This is a genomic window from Enterococcus sp. C76, from assembly GCF_040886985.1.
In the GTDB taxonomy this organism is placed as follows: domain Bacteria; phylum Bacillota; class Bacilli; order Lactobacillales; family Enterococcaceae; genus Enterococcus_B; species Enterococcus_B lactis.
Genome location: NZ_JBFOEY010000005.1, coordinates 199,508 through 219,635 on the forward strand (window position 1 = coordinate 199,508; position 20,128 = coordinate 219,635).

At 39.0% G+C, this 20,128-nt stretch carries 20 protein-coding genes and 1 other RNA gene; 5 read left to right on the forward strand and 16 right to left on the reverse strand.

From position 1 onward, the window contains the following. Window positions 1–26 precede the first annotated feature (26 nt). The 5 genes from AB3I00_RS08620 to AB3I00_RS08640 form a co-directional block, all read right to left on the reverse strand. Window positions 27–1,523: a carboxypeptidase M32 gene (locus tag AB3I00_RS08620; protein WP_202764864.1), complete on the reverse strand. Its 1,497-nt coding sequence runs from the start codon at window positions 1,521–1,523 to the stop codon at window positions 27–29. 45 nt (window positions 1,524–1,568) lie between these two features. Beyond that, on the reverse strand, window positions 1,569–2,735 hold the full coding sequence (locus tag AB3I00_RS08625) for a class I SAM-dependent RNA methyltransferase (protein WP_002372394.1): 1,167 nt from the start codon (window positions 2,733–2,735) through the stop codon (window positions 1,569–1,571). Between the two features lie 157 nt (window positions 2,736–2,892). Further along, window positions 2,893–3,260: RNase P RNA component class B (gene rnpB, locus AB3I00_RS08630), an RNA gene on the reverse strand. Between the two features lie 21 nt (window positions 3,261–3,281). After that, window positions 3,282–3,701 carry a cell division regulator GpsB gene (gene gpsB / locus AB3I00_RS08635; RefSeq protein WP_002295835.1) on the reverse strand — a complete coding sequence of 140 codons (420 nt, stop codon included), beginning with the start codon at window positions 3,699–3,701 and terminating at the stop codon, window positions 3,282–3,284. Between the two features lie 89 nt (window positions 3,702–3,790). Beyond that, window positions 3,791–4,330: a DUF1273 domain-containing protein gene (locus tag AB3I00_RS08640; protein ID WP_002315085.1), complete on the reverse strand. Its 540-nt coding sequence runs from the start codon at window positions 4,328–4,330 to the stop codon at window positions 3,791–3,793. 63 nt (window positions 4,331–4,393) lie between these two features. Here AB3I00_RS08640 and recU point away from each other — a divergent pair, with 63 nt between their 5' ends. Beyond that, on the forward strand, window positions 4,394–5,041 hold the full coding sequence (recU, locus tag AB3I00_RS08645) for a Holliday junction resolvase RecU (RefSeq protein WP_002309362.1): 648 nt from the start codon (window positions 4,394–4,396) through the stop codon (window positions 5,039–5,041). Beyond that, window positions 5,031–7,409 (forward strand): PBP1A family penicillin-binding protein, encoded by a 2,379-nt coding sequence (locus AB3I00_RS08650; RefSeq protein WP_368025055.1) that lies wholly within the window; start codon window positions 5,031–5,033, stop codon window positions 7,407–7,409. Before recU ends, AB3I00_RS08650 begins: the two co-directional genes overlap by 11 nt. Before the next feature lie 16 nt (window positions 7,410–7,425). On the opposite strand, the gene nth is transcribed toward AB3I00_RS08650, so the two are convergent. Together nth and AB3I00_RS08660 are read right to left on the reverse strand one after the other, a co-directional pair. After that, window positions 7,426–8,103 (reverse strand): endonuclease III, encoded by a 678-nt coding sequence (gene nth / locus AB3I00_RS08655; RefSeq protein WP_368025056.1) that lies wholly within the window; start codon window positions 8,101–8,103, stop codon window positions 7,426–7,428. A 6-nt stretch (window positions 8,104–8,109) separates the two neighbouring features. Next, on the reverse strand, window positions 8,110–8,808 hold the full coding sequence (locus AB3I00_RS08660; protein ID WP_002339331.1) for a DnaD domain-containing protein: 699 nt from the start codon (window positions 8,806–8,808) through the stop codon (window positions 8,110–8,112). Window positions 8,809–9,075: 267 nt separating this feature from the next. Between AB3I00_RS08660 and AB3I00_RS08665 the strand changes: the two genes are divergently transcribed. Then, window positions 9,076–10,263 (forward strand): MFS transporter, encoded by a 1,188-nt coding sequence (locus AB3I00_RS08665; protein WP_368025057.1) that lies wholly within the window; start codon window positions 9,076–9,078, stop codon window positions 10,261–10,263. Window positions 10,264–10,265: 2 nt separating this feature from the next. On the opposite strand, the gene AB3I00_RS08670 is transcribed toward AB3I00_RS08665, so the two are convergent. From AB3I00_RS08670 to AB3I00_RS08705, 8 genes are all read right to left on the reverse strand, one after another. Continuing rightward, the gene (locus AB3I00_RS08670) at window positions 10,266–10,709 is read right to left on the reverse strand and encodes a MarR family winged helix-turn-helix transcriptional regulator (RefSeq protein ID WP_002329162.1); all 444 of its coding nucleotides are present in this window, start codon (window positions 10,707–10,709) and stop codon (window positions 10,266–10,268) included. A gap of 148 nt (window positions 10,710–10,857) precedes the next feature. Beyond that, window positions 10,858–11,145 carry a DUF5960 family protein gene (locus AB3I00_RS08675; protein WP_002309371.1) on the reverse strand — a complete coding sequence of 96 codons (288 nt, stop codon included), beginning with the start codon at window positions 11,143–11,145 and terminating at the stop codon, window positions 10,858–10,860. A gap of 232 nt (window positions 11,146–11,377) precedes the next feature. Continuing rightward, window positions 11,378–12,730, reverse strand: a complete 1,353-nt coding sequence (locus AB3I00_RS08680) for an NADH oxidase (RefSeq protein ID WP_002309372.1) — start codon at window positions 12,728–12,730, stop codon at window positions 11,378–11,380. A gap of 271 nt (window positions 12,731–13,001) precedes the next feature. Then, window positions 13,002–13,448: a Fur family transcriptional regulator gene (locus AB3I00_RS08685; RefSeq protein ID WP_002289542.1), complete on the reverse strand. Its 447-nt coding sequence runs from the start codon at window positions 13,446–13,448 to the stop codon at window positions 13,002–13,004. Window positions 13,449–13,686: 238 nt separating this feature from the next. Next, window positions 13,687–14,613: a cysteine synthase A gene (gene cysK / locus AB3I00_RS08690; RefSeq protein WP_002315091.1), complete on the reverse strand. Its 927-nt coding sequence runs from the start codon at window positions 14,611–14,613 to the stop codon at window positions 13,687–13,689. A 140-nt stretch (window positions 14,614–14,753) separates the two neighbouring features. Beyond that, window positions 14,754–15,647 (reverse strand): glucosaminidase domain-containing protein, encoded by an 894-nt coding sequence (locus AB3I00_RS08695; protein ID WP_002329158.1) that lies wholly within the window; start codon window positions 15,645–15,647, stop codon window positions 14,754–14,756. Between the two features lie 246 nt (window positions 15,648–15,893). Next, entirely contained in the window at window positions 15,894–17,891 is a 1,998-nt protein-coding gene (gene tkt, locus AB3I00_RS08700; RefSeq protein WP_070769878.1) for a transketolase, read from the reverse strand. 101 nt (window positions 17,892–17,992) lie between these two features. Further along, window positions 17,993–18,244 carry a DUF896 family protein gene (locus AB3I00_RS08705; protein ID WP_002309377.1) on the reverse strand — a complete coding sequence of 84 codons (252 nt, stop codon included), beginning with the start codon at window positions 18,242–18,244 and terminating at the stop codon, window positions 17,993–17,995. Window positions 18,245–18,390: 146 nt separating this feature from the next. Here AB3I00_RS08705 and lexA point away from each other — a divergent pair, with 146 nt between their 5' ends. Then, window positions 18,391–19,014 (forward strand): transcriptional repressor LexA, encoded by a 624-nt coding sequence (lexA, locus tag AB3I00_RS08710; protein WP_002309378.1) that lies wholly within the window; start codon window positions 18,391–18,393, stop codon window positions 19,012–19,014. A 178-nt stretch (window positions 19,015–19,192) separates the two neighbouring features. Continuing rightward, window positions 19,193–19,411 carry a hypothetical protein gene (locus AB3I00_RS08715; protein WP_002297436.1) on the forward strand — a complete coding sequence of 73 codons (219 nt, stop codon included), beginning with the start codon at window positions 19,193–19,195 and terminating at the stop codon, window positions 19,409–19,411. A gap of 192 nt (window positions 19,412–19,603) precedes the next feature. Here AB3I00_RS08715 and AB3I00_RS08720 read toward each other — a convergent pair whose 3' ends face one another. After that, entirely contained in the window at window positions 19,604–20,116 is a 513-nt protein-coding gene (locus tag AB3I00_RS08720; RefSeq protein ID WP_002295813.1) for an adenine phosphoribosyltransferase, read from the reverse strand. Window positions 20,117–20,128 lie beyond the last annotated feature (12 nt).

The window sequence follows — 20,128 nt, forward strand, 5'->3', positions numbered from 1 at the left end:
ATTCCAGCTATCTTTATAAATAGGTTTTATTTTACCTGATATACATTGAAATATAGCTCTCTCATGTAATCGATCAGATATTGTGGATTAAGTGGTTCATGCGTTGCATCCATAATCAATTGATTTGGCTTTCTAGATGCACCATATTGATGGATATGCTCTGACATCCAATTTTTGATTGGAGAGTAATCATCTGACGCTAAAACATTTTCCACATCTATTTCTTGCTGCAAAGAATGAAGTAATTGTGCCGCATACATGTACCCTAATGCATAAGATGGAAAATAACCAAAGCTTGCACCTGACCAATGAACGTCTTGTAAGATCCCTTCCACATCATTTGTTGGTCGTATTCCCAGATACTCTTCATATTTTTGATTCCATATCTCAGGTAATTCAGCAACATCTACCCCTTCATTGAAAATCATTTTTTCGATTTCATAACGAATGATGATATGGAGAGGGTAAGTCAAACTGTCTGCCTCGATACGAACCAAACTTGATTGTGTATGTTTCAATGAACGATAAAACTTGTCAAAAGGAATATCATCGAATGTTCCTTCTGCACATTCCTGGAAGAAAGGATATTGCTTTTTCCAGAAGCTGCGACTACTTCCCACAATGATCTCATTAAACAACGATTGTGATTCATGAATACCCATTGATGTACCTTGATAAATTGGTGTATAAGCATATTTATCATCGATGTCTTGTTCATACATTCCATGACCAGCCTCGTGGATCACTCCAAAAACAGCCATTTTGAAATCTGTTTCGTTCCAGCGTGTCGTGATCCGTGCATCATTTGGATTGATTCCAGTCATAAATGGGTGGACAGTATCATCTAGACGACCACGACTAAAATCATAACCAAGTTGTTCGATCACTTTTACTACAAATCTCTTCTGTTGTTCCTTTGTCATTCTCCGATTTAAGAAGTCTGTTTCAGGTTCCGTCCCTTTTTCTTGGAGCGTACGGCGGATCGTAAGAATTCCTTCTTTGAGTTGATCAAATACCTTATCGAGGATTTCAACAGTCATCCCAGGTTCATATTGGTTCAGCAAAACATCATAATCTGTCTTTTCTTCTTTTTTCCAATAAGGTATCAATTGTTTTGTCAATTCGATATTTTGGTTCAATGCTTCTTGAAAATCAGAAAACTGTTGTGTTTCTCTAGCTTTTTGCCATTGACCATGAGCGGAAGAAACAGCAGCTGTATATTTTCTCATGAGATCTTCCGGTACGCGATGTTCTAAATCATACTCTTCTTTTACTTTGTCAAAAACGGACGTTCCGACTTCCGATAATTCTTCCGGATGTTCAGAAAAATAGCGAATGGCTTCTTTAATTTTTGGACCGATCTTTTTTGAAAAATAAATACTGTAAAGATAGCTATCTACTTCACTCCGGTATGCACTAGCTTTTTCTGGCATACCTGTTTGTGTATCCCAATCGAGGATTCCTAAAGCTTGTTGTAGAAGATTGATTTCTTTTACTTCTTGTAAAAACTCTTTTTCTTTCATTCCCTATTCCTCCAAACATCCAATTAAATGAATCAATTAGTCAGATTATTCGTCTTTCTCTTTTTTTCTAGGCGGACGAGTTCCCCAATACTGGAACAGATCCGTACGCAAAGCACCATTATACAATTTTCTTTTTTTGGTTGCTTTTTGTCCGTAAAATTCCTCAAACGCTAAGTCGCTAGTCAAGATATATTTACTCCATGTTTTTAATGGACGGAATACATCGCCCATTTCTTTATATAATTTTCGAACGGTTTCTTCTTCTCCTAGTCGTTCTCCGTACGGCGGATTAGCAACGATGACCCCATATTCTTTATCTGTCTTGAAGTCTTTCACTGCTTGTTGTTTAAAGACAATCGAAGAGCCTAGTCCGATTTCTTCTGCATTGGCTTTGGCAATTTCAATCATCCGTCCATTGATATCTGAACCAGTAATATCTAATTCAATATCATAATCTGCTTTTTCTTCTGCAGCTGATCGAACATTTTCCATGATTTCCTGACTGAACCAGTCCCAAGATTCGCAAGCAAACTCGCGATTGAATCCTGGTGCGATATTATGGCCTATTAAGGCTGCTTCAATACAAAGCGTACCTGAACCACATACAGGATCATAAAATGGACGATCTTTCCGCCAATTTGTCAGCATCACAAGTGCTGCTGCCATGTTTTCTTTCAATGGTGCACCGCCTTTTTCTAAGCGATAACCACGTTTGAATAAACTTGGTCCTGTCGTATCCAAAGTTACCATCACATGGTCTTTCAGCAAAGCTACTTCCAATTGGAAATGTGCGCCTGTTTCCGTCAGCGGAACAGAAGCTGGACGATGATAATACGTACGAAGACGTTCAACGATTGCTTTTTTTGTGATCGCCTGGCAATCAGGTGTACTATATAGTTTCGACTTGATCGATTTTCCAGCTACAGGGAAAGCTGCATCTAGTGGAAGAAAATCTTCCCAAGGCAATGCTTTTACGTTTTCAAACAATTCATCAAACGTATACGCATCGAATTCCCCAACCACGATTTTTACTCGATCTGCTGTACGTAACCATAAATTAGCTGTAGCGATTGTTTCCATTGTTCCTTCAAATCGTGCACGTCCGTTCTCAACTTGGCATTCGATTCCAAGATCTCTTAATTCTTTACCAACCAGCGCTTCGAGACCGCTTGCCGCAGTTGCGACGAGGTTGAACTTCCTGTTTTTTTCCATACATAATCTCCTTATTTATAAAAAAAGGGGGGTGGGACATCAGTCAGTCCTACCCCACGCTTTTACTCAAACTCCGAATAACCGGTGACACAAAAGCCTGTTTTGCAATAAGAACAACATACTTTTGTCACGACCTTATTCCCTGATGTTTGCGGTTTTCTATAAGCCATGTTCTGTACTTTGCTTTTCCAGGGAGAAAAAGCAAAGCGGTAACCATCTATCTGCAGTTGTACTGCCTTTTTGTCTTGTTCTTCTTCCAGACAAAAAGCGCCCCTACCATTGTTTGGGTTGCTCGCTCGAGGGGTTTACCGCGTTCCACCGGATGGGTTTCCCCAGCCGCTTCGTCACTGTGGCACTTTCAAGGATACTTAAGCATAGCCGAAGCCTTAGCTTGTTTTCCTGCCGTTACTCCAAAGAGTACCTTAGCTTATGGTTTCGCTAAGCACGAACACTACAGGCATCACAGCCTGTGCGAGCATGGACTTTCCTCAGCCTGATCAAGTCAGACCGCGATTACCCGAAAACCGCAAATTCATTAGTCAAAAATTAAAATTGACGTGTTTTTTCATTATCATCTAAGCTTGTATCTGCATTTGTGTAGTTATTTGGATTAGGTTGTGCTGGTTTGACTGCACTTGCTTGTTGATCAAGCTTTTTACCGAATACTTCACGTTCAAGGTTTGACAAGCGTTTTAAGATATCGAAATTGGTTACTGCTGCGCTCTTCGGTGCTTCTGTTTGCTGCACACGTGTTTGAGCTGCTCCTTGAGTTTTAGATAATTGAGCTACTTTTGCACTCAATCGATCGTTTTCTTCTTGTAAAGCAAGGAGTTCTTTGCTGTAAGTTTCATAATCTTTGATGATATTGTCTAAGAATTCATCAACTTCAACGGGATCATAGCCGCGCATTTTTGTTTTGAATTCTTGTTGTAAAATGTCTTTAGGACTATAAACCAAATTCGCCATATTTACACCTCTAGTTTTCATTTACGTAATAACATTTCTACCTTTTTCATTGTATAGGAAAAAAGTTGATAAATCAAACACAATATCGATTATTCACTAAAATTTTGAAGATCGTCCATACTGATCAGCCGAATTTCGTAGGGATGATCTGCTTGGTAATTCTGTGCATCTTCAAAAAAATACTTCGTTTTCCCAGGGAATTCTTCATCATAGATCAGCAGACAGCCTACTGTATGTTCAAGTATAAAACGAGTATGATTCTTTAGCTGACTAGGTGATTGGTAGGGTTGATGGCTAACAGCTTCGACATAATCTGCTAATTGTTCTGCTAATTGTTTCTTCTCTTGGTTCCCTTCATTCCAGTTATTACCAAAATCAGCAAAAGGATACAAAATACCAAGGGAAAGTTCCGGATATTCTTCTTTCAATTCCGCTACTGTTTGCACGGTCCATAGTTCAACGCCCAAATTCCCACTGACAAGTATCCATTCCACCCCTTCTTCTGCTAATTGACGGAGTTCCCTTTTTAAAACATTTTTAACAACTTGTATTTTAGGGTCATTTTCTTTAAAAACACCGAGTTCGAAACTTCGATACCCAGACACATAGATTACTTTTGACTTATCCATCTCAGATTCCTTTTCTTTCTATCTGCTTTTTTGCTATAATGTGGCCTAGGAGTGTGATTAAAGATGGTATTGCGCTATCCAAACGGCCAACCTTATTATAAGAATGCCTCTCCCGTCGAAAAAATTCAAGAAAAAAGAAAACAAATCACCGAATTCGGCAATCGGGGGATGCGCTTTGAAGAAGCAATCAATGAAAGTAATGAGTATTATCTTTCCCGCGGGTTGGCAGTTATCCATAAAAAGCCTACCCCTATCCAAATCGTGAAAGTAGACTATCCTAAGAGAAGCGCTGCTGTAATCAAAGAAGCCTACTTTACCCAAGCCTCAACCACAGACTATAATGGCGTCTATCGAGGCTTTTACTTGGACTTTGAAGCAAAAGAAACCAAGAACAAAACATCGTTTCCCTTTAAAAACTTCCATGCCCATCAAATCGAACACATGAAAGCATGCCTCGAACAAAAAGGAGTCTGCTTTGTCTTATTATGGTTTTCGACATTGAAACGCTGTTTTTATTTGAATAGTGTTCATTTGATTGCTTACTGGGATGCCCAAAAGGAAAAAGGACGCAAATCACTGCCTTTATCATTGATCGAAGAACTAGGAATAGAGATCAAAACTGGTATTTCTCCGCGGATTCCTTATTTGGACGCGGTTGATTTCTATTTATCAACATTATCTATTGAAGGAGAAAGCAAGAATGGCAAATGAACAAACTAGAAGCTCTAGACGACAGAAACAGCCTACTCCTAAAAAGAGTGTGAAGAAGAATTCGGGCAAAGGTTCTGGGAAGACTTCTGGACCACATAAAAAAGGATTGTTTATCAAAATCCTTTTAGGCATCCTCTCGTTTTTCTGTATCCTCTTTTTAGCAGGTGTAGGACTGTTCTGGTATTACGCAAAAGATGCGCCCGAATTGACAGATAAAAAATTGGACGCTACCGTATCTTCCAAATTATATACACAAGATGGCGAATTATTCGAAGATCTAGGTGCGGAAAAGCGAGAAAAGATTTCTGCAAATGAATTACCGAAAACATTGGAAGATGCGATCGTGTCAGTAGAGGATCGGCGTTTTTATAAACATATCGGGGTTGACCCTATTCGGATCATCGGTTCTGCCCTTTCTAATTTCACCTCTGGCGGTCTACAAGGCGGAAGTACTTTGACACAACAATTGATCAAACTGTCCTTCTTCTCTACCAGCGCCGAGGATCAGACTCTGAAACGGAAGGCTCAAGAAGCGTGGATGGCTGTAAGATTGGAACAGAAAAAATCGAAACAAGAAATTTTGACCTACTACGTAAATAAAGTGTACATGTCAAATGGTTTGTACGGGATGGAGACAGCTTCTGAGATGTACTTTGGTAAGAAACTATCAGAACTTTCTTTACCACAAACAGCATTGCTTGCTGGAATGCCTCAAGCCCCTTCTGCCTATGATCCTTATGTTTATCCCGATCAGGCGAAGAAAAGACGAGATACTGTTTTGTATACGATGCTTCAAAACGAAAAAATCTCTCAAACAGAATATGATCAAGCTGTCAATGTACCGGTAACGGATGGTTTGCAAGAGCTGACTCAATCTGATGACAACACTAAGATCGTCGATAATTATGTCAAAGAAGTCATCAATGAAGTACAAGAAAAAACAGATAAGAATGTCTACACAGACGGTTTAGAGATCTATACGAATTTGGATCTGGATGCTCAAAAGAAACTATATGATATCGTCAATACGGATCAGTATGTCTCTTATCCAGACGACGAGATGCAAGTTGCCTCCACGCTTATCGACACAAATACCGGGAAAGTCAAAGCCCAGATTGGCGGGCGTCACATCGCAGAAGACGTGACTTTAGGCAACAACTTAGCAGTGAATACTTCCCGTGATTTTGGTTCTACGATGAAACCTGTCACAGATTACGGACCAGCTTTTGAATATTTGAAATATTCTACTGGAAAAACTATCACTGACGCACCGTATAACTATGAAGGCACTTCTACTCCTGTAGGAAACTGGGATAATCAATATATGGGCACCATTACTTTACGCCAAGCACTTTACTTATCCCGTAATGTTCCAGCAGTCAAATTATTCAATGAAGTCGGTTCAGATAAAGTGGCTTCTTTCTTAAAAAATCTTGGGATCGAATACAGTACGATCCATCAATCGAATGCGATCTCTAGTAATACGGAAGAACAAGATGGGACAAAATACGGAGCTTCTTCCTTAAAAATGGCAGCAGCCTATGCGGCTTTCGCCAATGGAGGAACCTATTACAAACCTCAATATGTTAATAAAATCGTCTTCCAAGACGGTACAGAAGAAACTTATGAACCTGATGGAAAAACAGCCATGTCTCCAGAAACAGCTTATATGATCACAGACATTTTAAAAGATACAATCACTGAAGGTACTGGTACGAATGCGCAAATCGCTGGGTTATATCAAGCCGGTAAGACCGGAACATCAAATTATACAGATGACGAGTATGCGAAACTTGGTATTTCTTCTGGTGTATATCCAGATATCCTATTTGCGGGCTATACACCCAATTATTCGATTTCCGTGTGGACAGGTTACAACAATAAAATGACACCTGTCACTTCAGAATCGTCACACGTGGCCTCTGATGTTTATCGCGAGCTTATGCAGTATGTTTCAGCTAACGTGACAAATACAGACTGGGAGATGCCAAGTGGCTTGATTCGTGTGGGCGGTGAACTGTACTATAAGGATCAATATACAGTGAGATCAAATACAGTTGCGCCATCAACAACTATTCCTTCTTCCAGCTATGTCCAGACTCCTGGAAGTTCAACAACAGAGACGACGACTCAAACTAGCTCTACTAGTCAAAGTGAATCAACCGCTGAGTCCTCAACAGAAAGCACGACAGCAGAGACAAGTGAGCCAGCGTCATCAACGACGGTTTCTTCTTCTTCATCTGAAGAAAGCTCGACGCCGTCTTCATCTGCTCCTCCTGCTTCTTCCAGTGAACCAGCAACTAGCGAAGCGGATGCTGCAAATGACCATACACCATCCAGTAGCACCTCAGCTTCTGGAAACAGATAGAAAAAAGAAACCACGTCTACAGGCGTGGTTTCTTTTTTAGCGTCTTTTCTTTTAGGCGCATCCGATTTTTCCCATCTTGACATATTGATAGCAAAGGACACACCTCACACTTAGGATTTCTTGCTGTACAATGATATCTACCGAAAAAAATCAGTGTATGATGTGTCTTTACCCATAATTCTTGTGGCACTTTCCGCATCAGTGTTTCTTCTACTTCCATGACCGAGGCATCTAGTTTGCAGATCCTCAGTCGTTTTGAAACACGCTCAACATGGGTATCTACTGCGATTGCTGGTATCCCGAATGCATCTCCTAATACGACATTTGCCGTTTTTCTGCCCACGCCAGGAAGAGACATCAATTCTTCTCTTGTCGTTGGTACTTGTCCGTCGAAACGTTCAATCAGCTGCTGTGCACACACTTTGATATTTTTTGCTTTGTTACGATACAAACCAATCGTTTTTATTTTGAGGATGATTTCATCGATTGAAGCATCTGCTAATGCATCAGGTGTTGGGAAGGAGGCAAACAAATCTGGCGTTGCTTTATTTACTGATACATCTGTCGCTTGGGCACTTAAGATCACTGCAATCAATAACTCAAATGGATTATTGTGTTTCAGTTCTCCGTGTGCTTCTGGGAACATTTCATACATCGTTTCTAGAGCTTCCATTGTCTTTTGTTTGCTTAACATATCCTGCTACTCCTCCAACCAATTTTTCAGCGAAACTTTTGGCAATTCTTCTTGTTGAGTCGGCTGCTCTACTTCTCTTTGAAGAAGTTGCTGTTTCCTTCGTTTTTGGTCTTCTTCTACTTGCTGTTTTGTACGTAGATTTTTTCTTTCCCACGATAGCAAAATGCGGTCAACGTAATTAAAACTATAAGCCTGATTCAATACGGCTTCCCGCAGTGCTAGCTTCAAAATTTCCGGCTGATAATGGTCTTCTTCTAGCCATTGTCCGATCCGCTGGAACTCGATCGAAGAAAGCGGGCGTCCAAATTCTTGTTCAAATAATTGATACACTGACTGGATTTCTTTTTCTTGTGTTTTTTCTTCGTATTTTTTTTCTTGTGTTTTTAAATACTCACCTAATTGATCATAAATAGGGTAAAGATTATATCGATCTGCTTTTTTACCATTGACAATCGTCGTTTCTATCTTGATAAATCCATTTGTTACGAGACGATCCAGTATTTGAAAAATCTGATCTTGTTTGATTCCCATATCCATAGCAATCATCTGCAAATCAGGGAAAGTATCTCCTTCAAGCTGTGCCATGTGCAACTGTAGAACAAATAAAAATTCTTCAGATTGCAGACCGATCCTATGATAATTTTTAAGTAAAAGATTAGATATGACTGTTTGTCCAGCGCTTAAGTAATTTTCTAAATTCAACATGATTTCTCCTCCGCTCAATCACAGTATACGTAAAAAAAACATGGGAAGCAAGAACAGGTTTCTTTTCTATTGCTTCACTGATCGGTCAGATTTATAGTGTCGTCTACTTGATTTTTGTTTGTTTATGTTTTTGATGCGCATCTTCACTTTTCGGAATAAATAAATTAAGTAGATTTTGCTATTCCTTATAATGTTGACAAGGAAACAAAATCACTATACACTATTTTTGTTTCCAAGTTAACATTATTTCATAAAGGAGTTTTTTAAATGTTCAGTTTCACAAATAAACATTCTAAAGTTTTTGGATATATTTCTGTCTTATTCACTGGATTAGGATTTACTATCGTCAGTCCTGTACTTCCTTTTTTAGCGCTGCCTTATTCCCACTCCGCACATCAGCAAGCTTTCTATATCACTTTGCTCATGTCTGTTTATGCTCTAGCTGCCTTCTTATCTGCCCCCATTCTCGGTAGCTTAAGTGATCATTTTGGGCGTCGTCCGATCCTTATTATCAGTTTATTAGGATCAAGTATTGGATATTTGATTTTTGGTTTAGGAAATTCGATATGGATGTTGTTCCTTGGTCGTATCATTGAAGGATTGACAGCAGGAGAAATCTCCACCTTATACGCTTACTTTGCCGACATCACGGAACCTAATGAAAGAACCAAAGTTTTTGGATGGATGGGTGCTTTAGTCGGTATAGGAACAACGCTTGGTCCTATTATAGGTGGTCTATTAGCTGAATTGGGGAATTCTGTTCCTATATTTATGGGAGCACTCTTTACTTTCTTAAATGCCGTTTATGGCTACACATTTATGCAAGAAAGCCTTCCAATAAAAAAACGTTCAGTAGATTTAAGTTTTTCCCATGTAAGACCTTTTCACCAATTAAAACAATTATTCAAGATTTCATCCGTTATTCCTTTATTGACAGCCGGTTTTGCTGTTTGGTTAGCAGCTGGCTCTCTTCAATCTATCTTTTCTCAATTTTCGATTGACACCTTTCAGTGGAGAGCGGGGCTGGTTGGTTTAAGCTTCTCTTTGATTGGAATCTTGGATATTGTCTCGCAATTGTTCATTATGCCTCGATTGCTCAAAAAAATTTCAGAACAGCAGATCACAAGAATAGGAATGTACAGTGAAATCCTCGCCTATTTATTCATCACATTATCTGGAATTCTTCTACTGCCGATTTTGTTTTTATTTGGGATTATCTGTTATGGTTTTGGCGATTCTATTTTTACTCCTGTATTCAATGGCCAACTATCCAATTCTGTCTCAGAAAACCAGCAAGGTCTTGTAATGGGCGGTACCCAAAGCATACAATCTCTATCGCGCGTCATCGGCCCGCTAATCGCAGGACAGCTTTATCCCGTAGCACCATTTCTTCCGACGATATTCGGGTTTTTGCTTATGATTTTTGCCTATTATTATTACAATATAAAACATTAGTTTCATTTGCTACTTCGTATAAATTCTCTGTATCGACCGATAAAACGAAATACTGTGTCAAATTCTTCTTTTGACATATTTTCAAATACAGCAGCATCTCGCTGGACCCATTTTTGATGGAGCTGCTCGTGTCTATTCCTTATTTTTTGTCCGATTGGCGTCAATTGAAAATAGATTTCTTTTTTATTCTCTTCGCTTTGATAAGTGTTTATGATCCCTCTGGCTATCAGCTTTTTTGTTAACTTACTGATGGCTCCTCTAGTCATATAACTAGCATTCGCTAATTTTGTCACGTTAGGATCAGGGATTTTCCCGATATGTTCAATCACTTCTAGTTCATTTAGCGTAAATCCTGCAAATTCTTTTTCCATTTCTGGTTTATTACGATGAATAATCTCATTAGCTAAATCCAGATATTCTTCTATTAGCAGCTGTCTTTTATCCATTTCTACACCTTCTTTTTCTTTCATTATATTATTTTTTTGTTTCCTAAACAACAAAGTTAAAAGGATTTTGTAGTAAAAAAGAGAATGAAATCAAGAAAAAAGGGGTTTGACAAAAATGTCATAACCCTTTTTTCCGAATAAACGGTGTTTAAACATCATCTTCTGTTTCTAGTTCATACGGCTGTCCTTCATATGTGTACTCCGTATTCAATGTGCCGTCATTTTCATCTGAGTAGATGCGCCGACTGAAAGGAAAACGATGAGAAGCATTATCTTTCGCATCTTCTGCTGGCATCGTATAATATTCCTCTTGTGTTTCATTCAATTGAGAGAGCACTTGCTCCGCCAACTCATCTATATTGATCGTCGACTCTTTCGCAACATTTTTATAATCTTCTAAAAATGCATCTTGTTGGACAAAATATTCTTTATTCATCTTCTTTCTCACCTTTCTTTTCAAGTTCAAGTAAAACTGCTTGTTCTTTTATGTAACAGCTTTATCTTTGTTGCTTATTGTGACAAAAAATGCGAAGAAAGACAACTAATTGTACTTTTCACAAAAAGACAGAGGGTCGTGACAAAAAATGCGTCACAACCCTTTTTCCAAAATAAACGGTAATCAGTCAAAACTAAACAGCTCTTTCATAACCGCTCCCGTCTGTCTTTCTTTATTGTGCTGTTTCGATTTCGCCTAGCGCTGCTTGTGCAAGTAGGTTCAAGTAATTCCAAGGACGGTCAAAATGTGGTTGGAAGAAGAAGTCTGAAAGAGCAAGATCTTCTACAGTCATTTTATTTTGAACAGCTAAAGACATAGTATTTGCTGATTGCGTAATGTCGTATTTAGACATGAACTGAGCACCAACGATACGATTTGTGCCTTTTTCATAAACTAACTCCATCATTACTTTTTCGGTAGTCGGCATGAACTCTGGACGATAATTGTCTTCAAATACCGTTGCTTGGACTTCTAAATCGTTCAATGTTGCGCTTTCTTTGGTTACTCCTGTCGAGCCAATCGTCCAGCCAAATAGATAAAGTCCTGAAGTTCCTTGAGTCCCACGATACGCCATTTTATGCTCTGTCAAGTTATTTCCTACAAGCAATCCTTGGCGCACGGCATTTGTTGCCAGAGGAATATAGTTTTGTGTACCACTTGGATTGTAGTTGACTACTGCTGAATCTCCAGCGGCAAAAATGTCTGGATCACTTGTTTGCATGTATTCATTTACTTTGATTGCCCCGTTCGGCAGTGTCTCTACTTTTCCTTCGATCAGTTTTGTATTTGGACGGAAGCCCACACATAAAATGACCATATCTGTATCAAATGTATCTGTTGGTGTAGCTACTTGTTTCACTTTTCCTTCTTCATCTGTGATGAATTCAGTGACATTTTCACCTAGTGCAAGAGTGACACCGCGGTCTGTCAATTCTTTTTCTAGGATATCTGTGAATGGTTTATCTAGATATTTATTCAAGATGCGGTCTAACCCATCAATCAATGTTACTTGTTTTCCAGATTCGACAAAAGCTTCGACTAATTCAATACCGATATACCCACCACCAACGATTACTACACGTTTCGCTTCTTTCGCTTGTGCAATGATTTCATTTGCTTGGTTGTAGTTTTTGCATAGGAGTACATTTTTTGCATCAATTCCACTAATCGGTGGGATGATAGGCCATGAACCAGTTGTCATTACTAATTTATCATAAGAAACCGTTTCTGTTTCTCCTGTTTTCAGATCTTTTGCCGTCACTGTTTTGTTTTCTGTATCGACGTCTGTTACATCGTGTTCCATTTTAACTGTTGCTCCTAATGAAGATAATTCTTCAGGGTTTGAGTAGAACAAGCCTGCTGGGTCTTTTACTACTCCGCCGACATAAAGTGCGATACCGCAAGATAAGAAAGAAATATTGTCATTTCTTTCATATACTGTCACTTCTGCTTCTGGATGATTTTTTAAAATACTTTTTACAGCTGCAGTACCTGCATGAGTACAGCCAATTACTACTACTTTCATTTATGGTCCCTCCGATTAACATTTTGTCCTTCGACAAAATTACTATAACAGAAATAAAACGGATACAACAGTTTAATGCTTGTGAATTCACAAAGGTTTATTTGTAGTTTTACTCATTTACAATCATAGAAATCCATTGTTAGCAAGATTCTTATTGTGATAATATTCACTTTAACATTTGTCCTTGTGAATAAAAGACAAAAAAATAAAAAAAGCTAGCGTTTTTTTACGCAGCCAGCTTTTTTAGGTGTAACACTTGTAGAAACTGTTTTTACATTTGTGCCTTTTTTGCTGATTCTTTACAGTCTGGACAAAGTCCATACAATTCCAGCCGATGTTCGTTAATCTCAAAATCAGTCAGCCTACTCGCAGCCATTTCTATATCTTCTAACCCTGGGTAATGAAAATCAACGATCTTACCACAGTTTTCGCAAATCACATGATAGTGACGCTTTGAGCTGAAATCAAAACGGCTAGAAGCATCGCCGTACTTCATTTCTTGAACAAATCCAATCGAAGTAAACAGACGAAGATTGTTGTAAACGGTCGCAACACTCATGTTTGGGAAACGATGTTCAAGTGCTTTATAAATCTCATCAGCTGTTGGATGGGAATGATGTTCAATCAAATATTCTAAAACCGCGTACCGTTGAGGTGTGATTCGAATGTTCTCTTTTTTTAACTTTTCGATAACCTCTTCGACTAACTTATTTTCCATGTAAACACCCCACGTTGTTATTCTCGTCTTATCATACTATTTTTACATTTTAAAATCCACTTAACATGAAAAGAAAATTCAATTTTATTGTATTTTAATGAAAAAAAGACGTAAAACAGTCATGTTCACCATTCTACGTCTCTATTCAACTAACTCTTTTCTTATCATAGATTTTTGTGTTTTCTTTTCATCTGTAAAAGCCTTCCACATAAACCTATTTATAGAGAAACTAGTTTATTTACATTTCTTGGTAAAGGGCTGTAGATAAATAACGTTCACCATTGTCGGGAACGACTGCTAATACCTTTTTGCCTTTTCCTAGTTCTTTTGCGACTTTTAATGCGGCAGCAATTGCAGCGCCAGATGAGATACCTACTAAAATTCCTTCTTTTCGTCCGACTTCTCTAGCTGTTTCCATCGCTTCGTCTCCAGTCACGGAAAGGACTTTATCATATACAGAGGTATCCAGTGTTTTAGGAACAAAGCCTGTACCGATCCCTTGGATTTTGTGAGGACCTGCTTCTTTTCCTTCTAAAATGGCAGATTCTGCCGGTTCTACCCCTACTAATTCGATCTTTGGATACACACGTTTTAATTCTCGGCCAGCGCCAGTGATTGTCCCGCCTGTCCCGATACCTGCGACAAAAGCGTCCAATCCATTTACTCCAAAGGCTTGATGAATCTCTGGACCAGTCGTTTTTTCATGTACAAGAGGATTTGCTTCATTTTCAAATTGTAATGGTAAAAAGTAGCCATTTTCTTTTGCCAAACGTTCTGCTTCTCTAATGGATCCAGAAATACCATCCACACCAGGCGTCAGAATCAACTCTGCGCCGTATCCTTTCATCAATAAACGTCTTTCGATACTCATCGTCTCAGGCATCACGATAATGACTTTATATCCTTTCGCGACTCCTACCATCGACAATCCGATTCCTGTATTTCCGGAGGTAGGTTCAATGATGGTATCTCCTGGTTTCAGTAATCCATCATGTTCCGCTTTTTCTATCATACTTAGAGCAATCCGGTCCTTTACACTTCCTCCTGGATTAAAAAACTCAAGTTTCACAAATACATCTGCTGAATCTTCTGGTACGATTTTATTTAATTTGACGATTGGCGTTTTACCAATCAATTCGGTGACTGAGTTATAGATAGCTGTCATCTTCAATTCCTCCTTGTCTTTGCTCTTCCCTACTTATCATAATACAATCTGTTCATTTCTGGCGAGTGATTCGTCTTTGACTAGCAAAAAAAAGACAAAGATATACCAGATATGGTAGTTTCTTTGCCTTTTTATCTAAATCACACGTTTAGTTCTTGTCCGACTAATAAAGAATAACTGGACATGGACATGCCGTTTTTCGCCATTAGATCATCAACAGACATGCCAAATTTTTGTGCAATATCCCATAGCGTATCTCCTGATACAACTGTATATGTTTGACTACTATTTGTATCCGCACCTGTTGCCGAAGATGATGATGACGTTGAAGTCGTCGTAGTAGTAGTTGTTGTTGTACTTGTAGTTGTTGTGGTCGCCGAACCAGTTGATGGTGTATCAAAACGGGTTAAATTATAAGTATTAATCAATGAGTTCAATTTGGTTCCATAATCTGGATCGGTAGCGTAACGACCTGTCAAGTACGCTGTTGCATCATAAAAACTTGTTGTATTGCTTTTCCATACACCAGCATAATGATAATCGCCTGTTGAAAAACTGGTTGAACGAAGAACATTTGCATGGTCTTGGAAGGATTCCCAATAAGAAGAATATTTTCGGAATGGTTCATTCATCGTTACCCATTGTCCGTTTACATATTCTTTGGTTGCCATATAAACGACCTGTCCGTTATAGCTTCCTTTTACACCGAACAAATTATAATTGGGCGCACTAGCTAATCCGGAAGTACCATATGCACTTTCCAACAACGCTTGAGCGATCATGACTGAAGCATACAAGTCATTACTTGCAGCAACTTCTGATGCAGACCAGCCGATTTGATCGATAAACGCTTGAGGATCAGCGACTGTTTGAGATCCTTGTTCATCTGCATGAACACTTTGCGGTACCGCTGTAACCATCATCGGCCCAACTAAAAGACTCGTTCCAATTAAAGGAGCAATCGCTTTTTTATTGATCACCATGTTTCTTTTAGGTCTATGGTGTCGGGCACTGCGGGTCTTCAGCTCTTGCATTCAAATTCCTCCTCAAAATAAAAAAACTTAATAAAAAGTTCTCTTCTTAAAACAAACTTAATTAATTAAATTATACTTTTAATTCTCAAGAAACACAAACTAATCCGAAGAATTCTTTGTTTTGTCATTTAAATGTAATATAACAGAAAACGAAAAGTAACATTGATTTATTCTTACCACCACATAAAAAACAGCTGCCTCCAACTTGCAGACAGCTGTCTTTATCATTCAAACAATGATTGGTGTCTATGATAATTGATTGTACGTATTCACAACATTTTCTACTGTAAATCCAAACTCTTCTAAAATTTTAGCACCAGGAGCAGATGCACCGAAATGATCGATGGTAATCGTTGTTCCTTCTGTACCCACATAGCGTTCCCATCCGAATGATGCAGCAGCTTCGATCGCCACGCGTTTCTTCACTGCTTTAGGAAGTACGCTTTCTTTGTATTCAGAAGATTGTTTTTCAAACAGGTCGAAGCTTGGCATAGAGACAACAGAAACATCTTTCCCGTTTTCTGCCAATTCTTTTTGAGCTTTCACAGCTAAATCAACTTCAGAACCAGTTGCAATCAAAATACCTTCTGGTGTTTCTCCTTTAGCTGGAGAAAGAACGTACGCGCCTTTTTTGACCATTTCATCTGCTGCTTCTTTTGTAGAAGGCAATACAGGAAGGTTTTGGCGGCTCAATACAAGGATAGTAGGCGCATCAGTAGTCTCCATCGCCACTTTCCAAGCAGCACGTGTTTCATTTCCGTCTGCTGGACGAATCACTTGGACACCAGGCATGCAACGAACAGAAGCTAATTGTTCAATCGGTTCGTGTGTTGGTCCGTCTTCTCCGACAGCAACGGAGTCATGTGTCAAAACGTAAACAACAGGCGTATGTTGAATCGCTGCTAAACGAACAGCTGGTCTTAGGTAATCGACAAAGACAAAGAATGTTCCGCCATAGATACGAGTTCCGCCATGAAGTTGGATACCATTCATAGCCGAAGCCATCGCAAATTCGCGAACGCCAAACCAGATGTTACGTCCTTCATAATGTTCAGGAGTAAAATCTTTATCAGCAGCTACCATTGTATTATTGGAACCTGATAAATCTGCTGAACCGCCCCAGAAACTTGGTATAGCTTTCGATAATTCTTGGATGACTTCTTTACTTGAAACACGGCTTGCTTGACTGCTTCCTACTTCATAAGTTGGCAATTCTGCATCCCAGTTTTCTGGCAGTTTGCCATCAAAGGCATCTTCAAATTGTTGTGCCAATTCAGGATAAGCTTTTTTATAATTGGCAAACATTTCATTCCATGCATCTTCAGCTTTTTGTCCTTCTTCTATCATTGTTTGATGGAAGCGGGCAGCTACTTCTTCAGGAACAGTGAAGTCTGGATAATCCCATCCGTAAACTTCTTTAGCCATCTTGATACCCTCTTCGCCAAGAGGAGCACCATGAACAGCAGATGTTCCTTCTTTAGGAGCACCGTAGCCGATGACTGTTTTTACTTCGATCAACGTGGGTTTATCTGTTTCAGCTTTTGCTTGTTCAATCGCTTTAGAGATTGCTTCTAAGTCATTTCCGTCTTTCACTAAGATATGTTGCCAGCCATATGCTTCATAACGAGCACCAACATTTTCTGTGAACGCTTTTGAAGTTGGACCATCTAATGAAATATCGTTTGAATCATATAAAACGATTAATTTACCTAACTTCATATGACCTGCCATCGAACTTGCTTCTTGAGAGACTCCTTCCATCAAGTCTCCATCCCCACAAATTGCATACGTATAATGATCCATTATGTTGAAGTTTTCTTTGTTATAAGTTGCTGCAAGGTGTGCTTCTGCCATCGCCATACCAACAGCCATTGCAATCCCTTGGCCTAATGGGCCTGTAGTAGCTTCTACACCATCTGTATGATGGACTTCAGGATGTCCTGGTGTCTTAGAATCCCATTGACGGAATTGTTTCAAATCATCAATTGTCACTTGATAGCCAGCTAAATGAAGTAAACTATATAACATTGCTGACCCATGTCCTGCTGAAAGAATGAAACGGTCGCGATCAGCCCAATTTTTGGATGTCGTTGGATTTACTTTCAGGTGTTTTGTCCATAACGCATATGCCATAGGTGCTGCGCCCATCGGCAATCCAGGATGTCCTGAGTTTGCTTTTTGGACTGCTTCAATACTTAATGTACGAATTGTGTTAACGCCAAGTTGGTCAATTTTGTCAAACAAAATAACCCCTCCTATTAATTTAGGTTTTTTTTACCTTTATTTCTTACACTCTCATTCTATAAGATGTCACACGAAAAAGCAATCATTTTCAGTATTTTTTACTAAAAGTTGTCATTTCGGTTGTGTAAGCCTTTTTTCTTTTGGATTTCTTTTAATTTTTCCGGGGTCACGTCATTGCCCTCAGGATCGACGATTTTCATTCCTTCGATATGATGACGCATACCGGAACGAAAAGCTTCCAAATACTCTTTGCGCAAGTTGATTTGTTCTTGTTCTTCGGCTTTCGAGAGACCATTTTCCTTCTTTTTACGTGCGAGTTCATTGATCCGCTCTATTTTTTCAGGTGACAGCATGCTCAGCCCTCCTTTTACTCTCCTTCATATTATATAAAAACTGAAAAAAAAACAACTAGATAAACTAAATAAAATACGAACATTCGTTTGATTTAGCGCTTTTTATATGGTACTATTTATTTATCAAGTGAAAGAAGGTGTACCTTGTGGCCCGACAAACTGAATCAAGACAAATTGAAGTCTTACGTTATATCCATGAACAAGTAACCCAAAAAGGATACCCGCCAACTGTCCGTGAAATCGGGGAAGCTGTTCAGCTTTCTTCTACTTCTACTGTTCACGGTCATCTTGCACGGCTTGAAAAAAAAGGGTTTATTCAAAGAGATCCGACGAAACCTCGTGCAATCGAGTTGACAAAACAAGGTTTAGAAAAGATTGGGATTCGTCCAACAACTATACCAGTACTTGGCGTAGTAACAGCTGGAGAACCAATTTTAGCAGTAGAGGATGCTTCGGACTTCTTTCCGATCCCTCCTAATCTTTCTTCTGAAGAAGGCAGTCTCTTTATGCTGACGATTCGTGGAGATAGTATGATCAATGCTGGAATTTTGGATGGCGATAACGTGATCGTTCGGAAGCAGGAAACGGCACAAAACGGTGATATCGTCATTGCAATGACTGCAGAGGATGAAGCGACTTGCAAACGATTCTATAAAGAAAAAAACTACTTCCGTCTTCAACCTGAAAACGACTTACTCGAACCAATCATTTTAGATCAAGTATCTATATTAGGACGAGTAGTAGGGCTCTATCGTAGTCATATCTATTAATTAGTACTAAAAAAGAAAATTGTTTAAAACCGAGTTTGAGACCATTGTCTCAAACTCTTTTTTCGCCCAAGTTCTTCTTCTTTCAATTTTTTATCACTTCCCTCTTTACAAACCGAACAAATATTCGTATACTAAATATACGAACAATTGTTCGTATAAATTAACGAGGTGAGAATTCATGAAATCAATGAGACGTCTTGGCTTAGTATTAACTGTTTTGTTTTTAGGTATTATTATTGGTAATTTCGGCATACGTCCAGCTTTACTTGTGTTTGTTCCGTTATTTACTTTGTGGTTCATGTTGTGGGATGAAAAGAAGTACCGTCAATCTGAGCGGCGCAGAATTCATGAAGATCATTTCTATCATGAACCCTACTACAGATCCAGGCAATCATAATGAGGATTGACTGCTAATTGTTCAAAAGACAAAAAGTTAAACTTTTACGAGGGTGTGACAAAAATCGGTCACATCCTTTTTTTCGAACCTTTACTGGACTTTGACTGGTTCCATTTATAAAAAAATAGCGACCCTCAAGCGTCAGAGTGCCTATCTGACTTTTGAGGGTCGCTTTAAAATCGCTTTTTCTGCTTAATATTCCATTAATGTAATAATGTCGTATCCTTTGATTTTGTCACGTCCATGGAGATCCATCAATTCGATCAAAAATGCGCAGCCTACGACTACACCACCTAATTGTTCGATCAGTTCGATTGTCGCTTTGATCGTTCCACCAGTAGCCAGCAAATCGTCACAAATCAACACACGCTGACCTGGTTTAATGGCATCCTTATGCAATGTCAATGTATCTGTTCCATATTCTAATCCATAAGTCACTTCGATGGTTTCTCGAGGTAATTTTCCTTTTTTGCGGACTGGTGCAAAACCGACTCCTAACTCATAAGCAACAGGACATCCTACGATGAACCCACGTGCTTCTGGTCCAACTACCATATCAATTCGTTTTTCTTTTGCATAATTTACGATTTGCTTCGTAGCTTCCCGATAAGCGTCACCATCTGCCATCAGCGGGGAAATATCTCGGAACACAATTCCTTTTGACGGATAGTCGGGAATACTGGCAATATAATCTTTTAAATCCACTCTTTGTTTCCT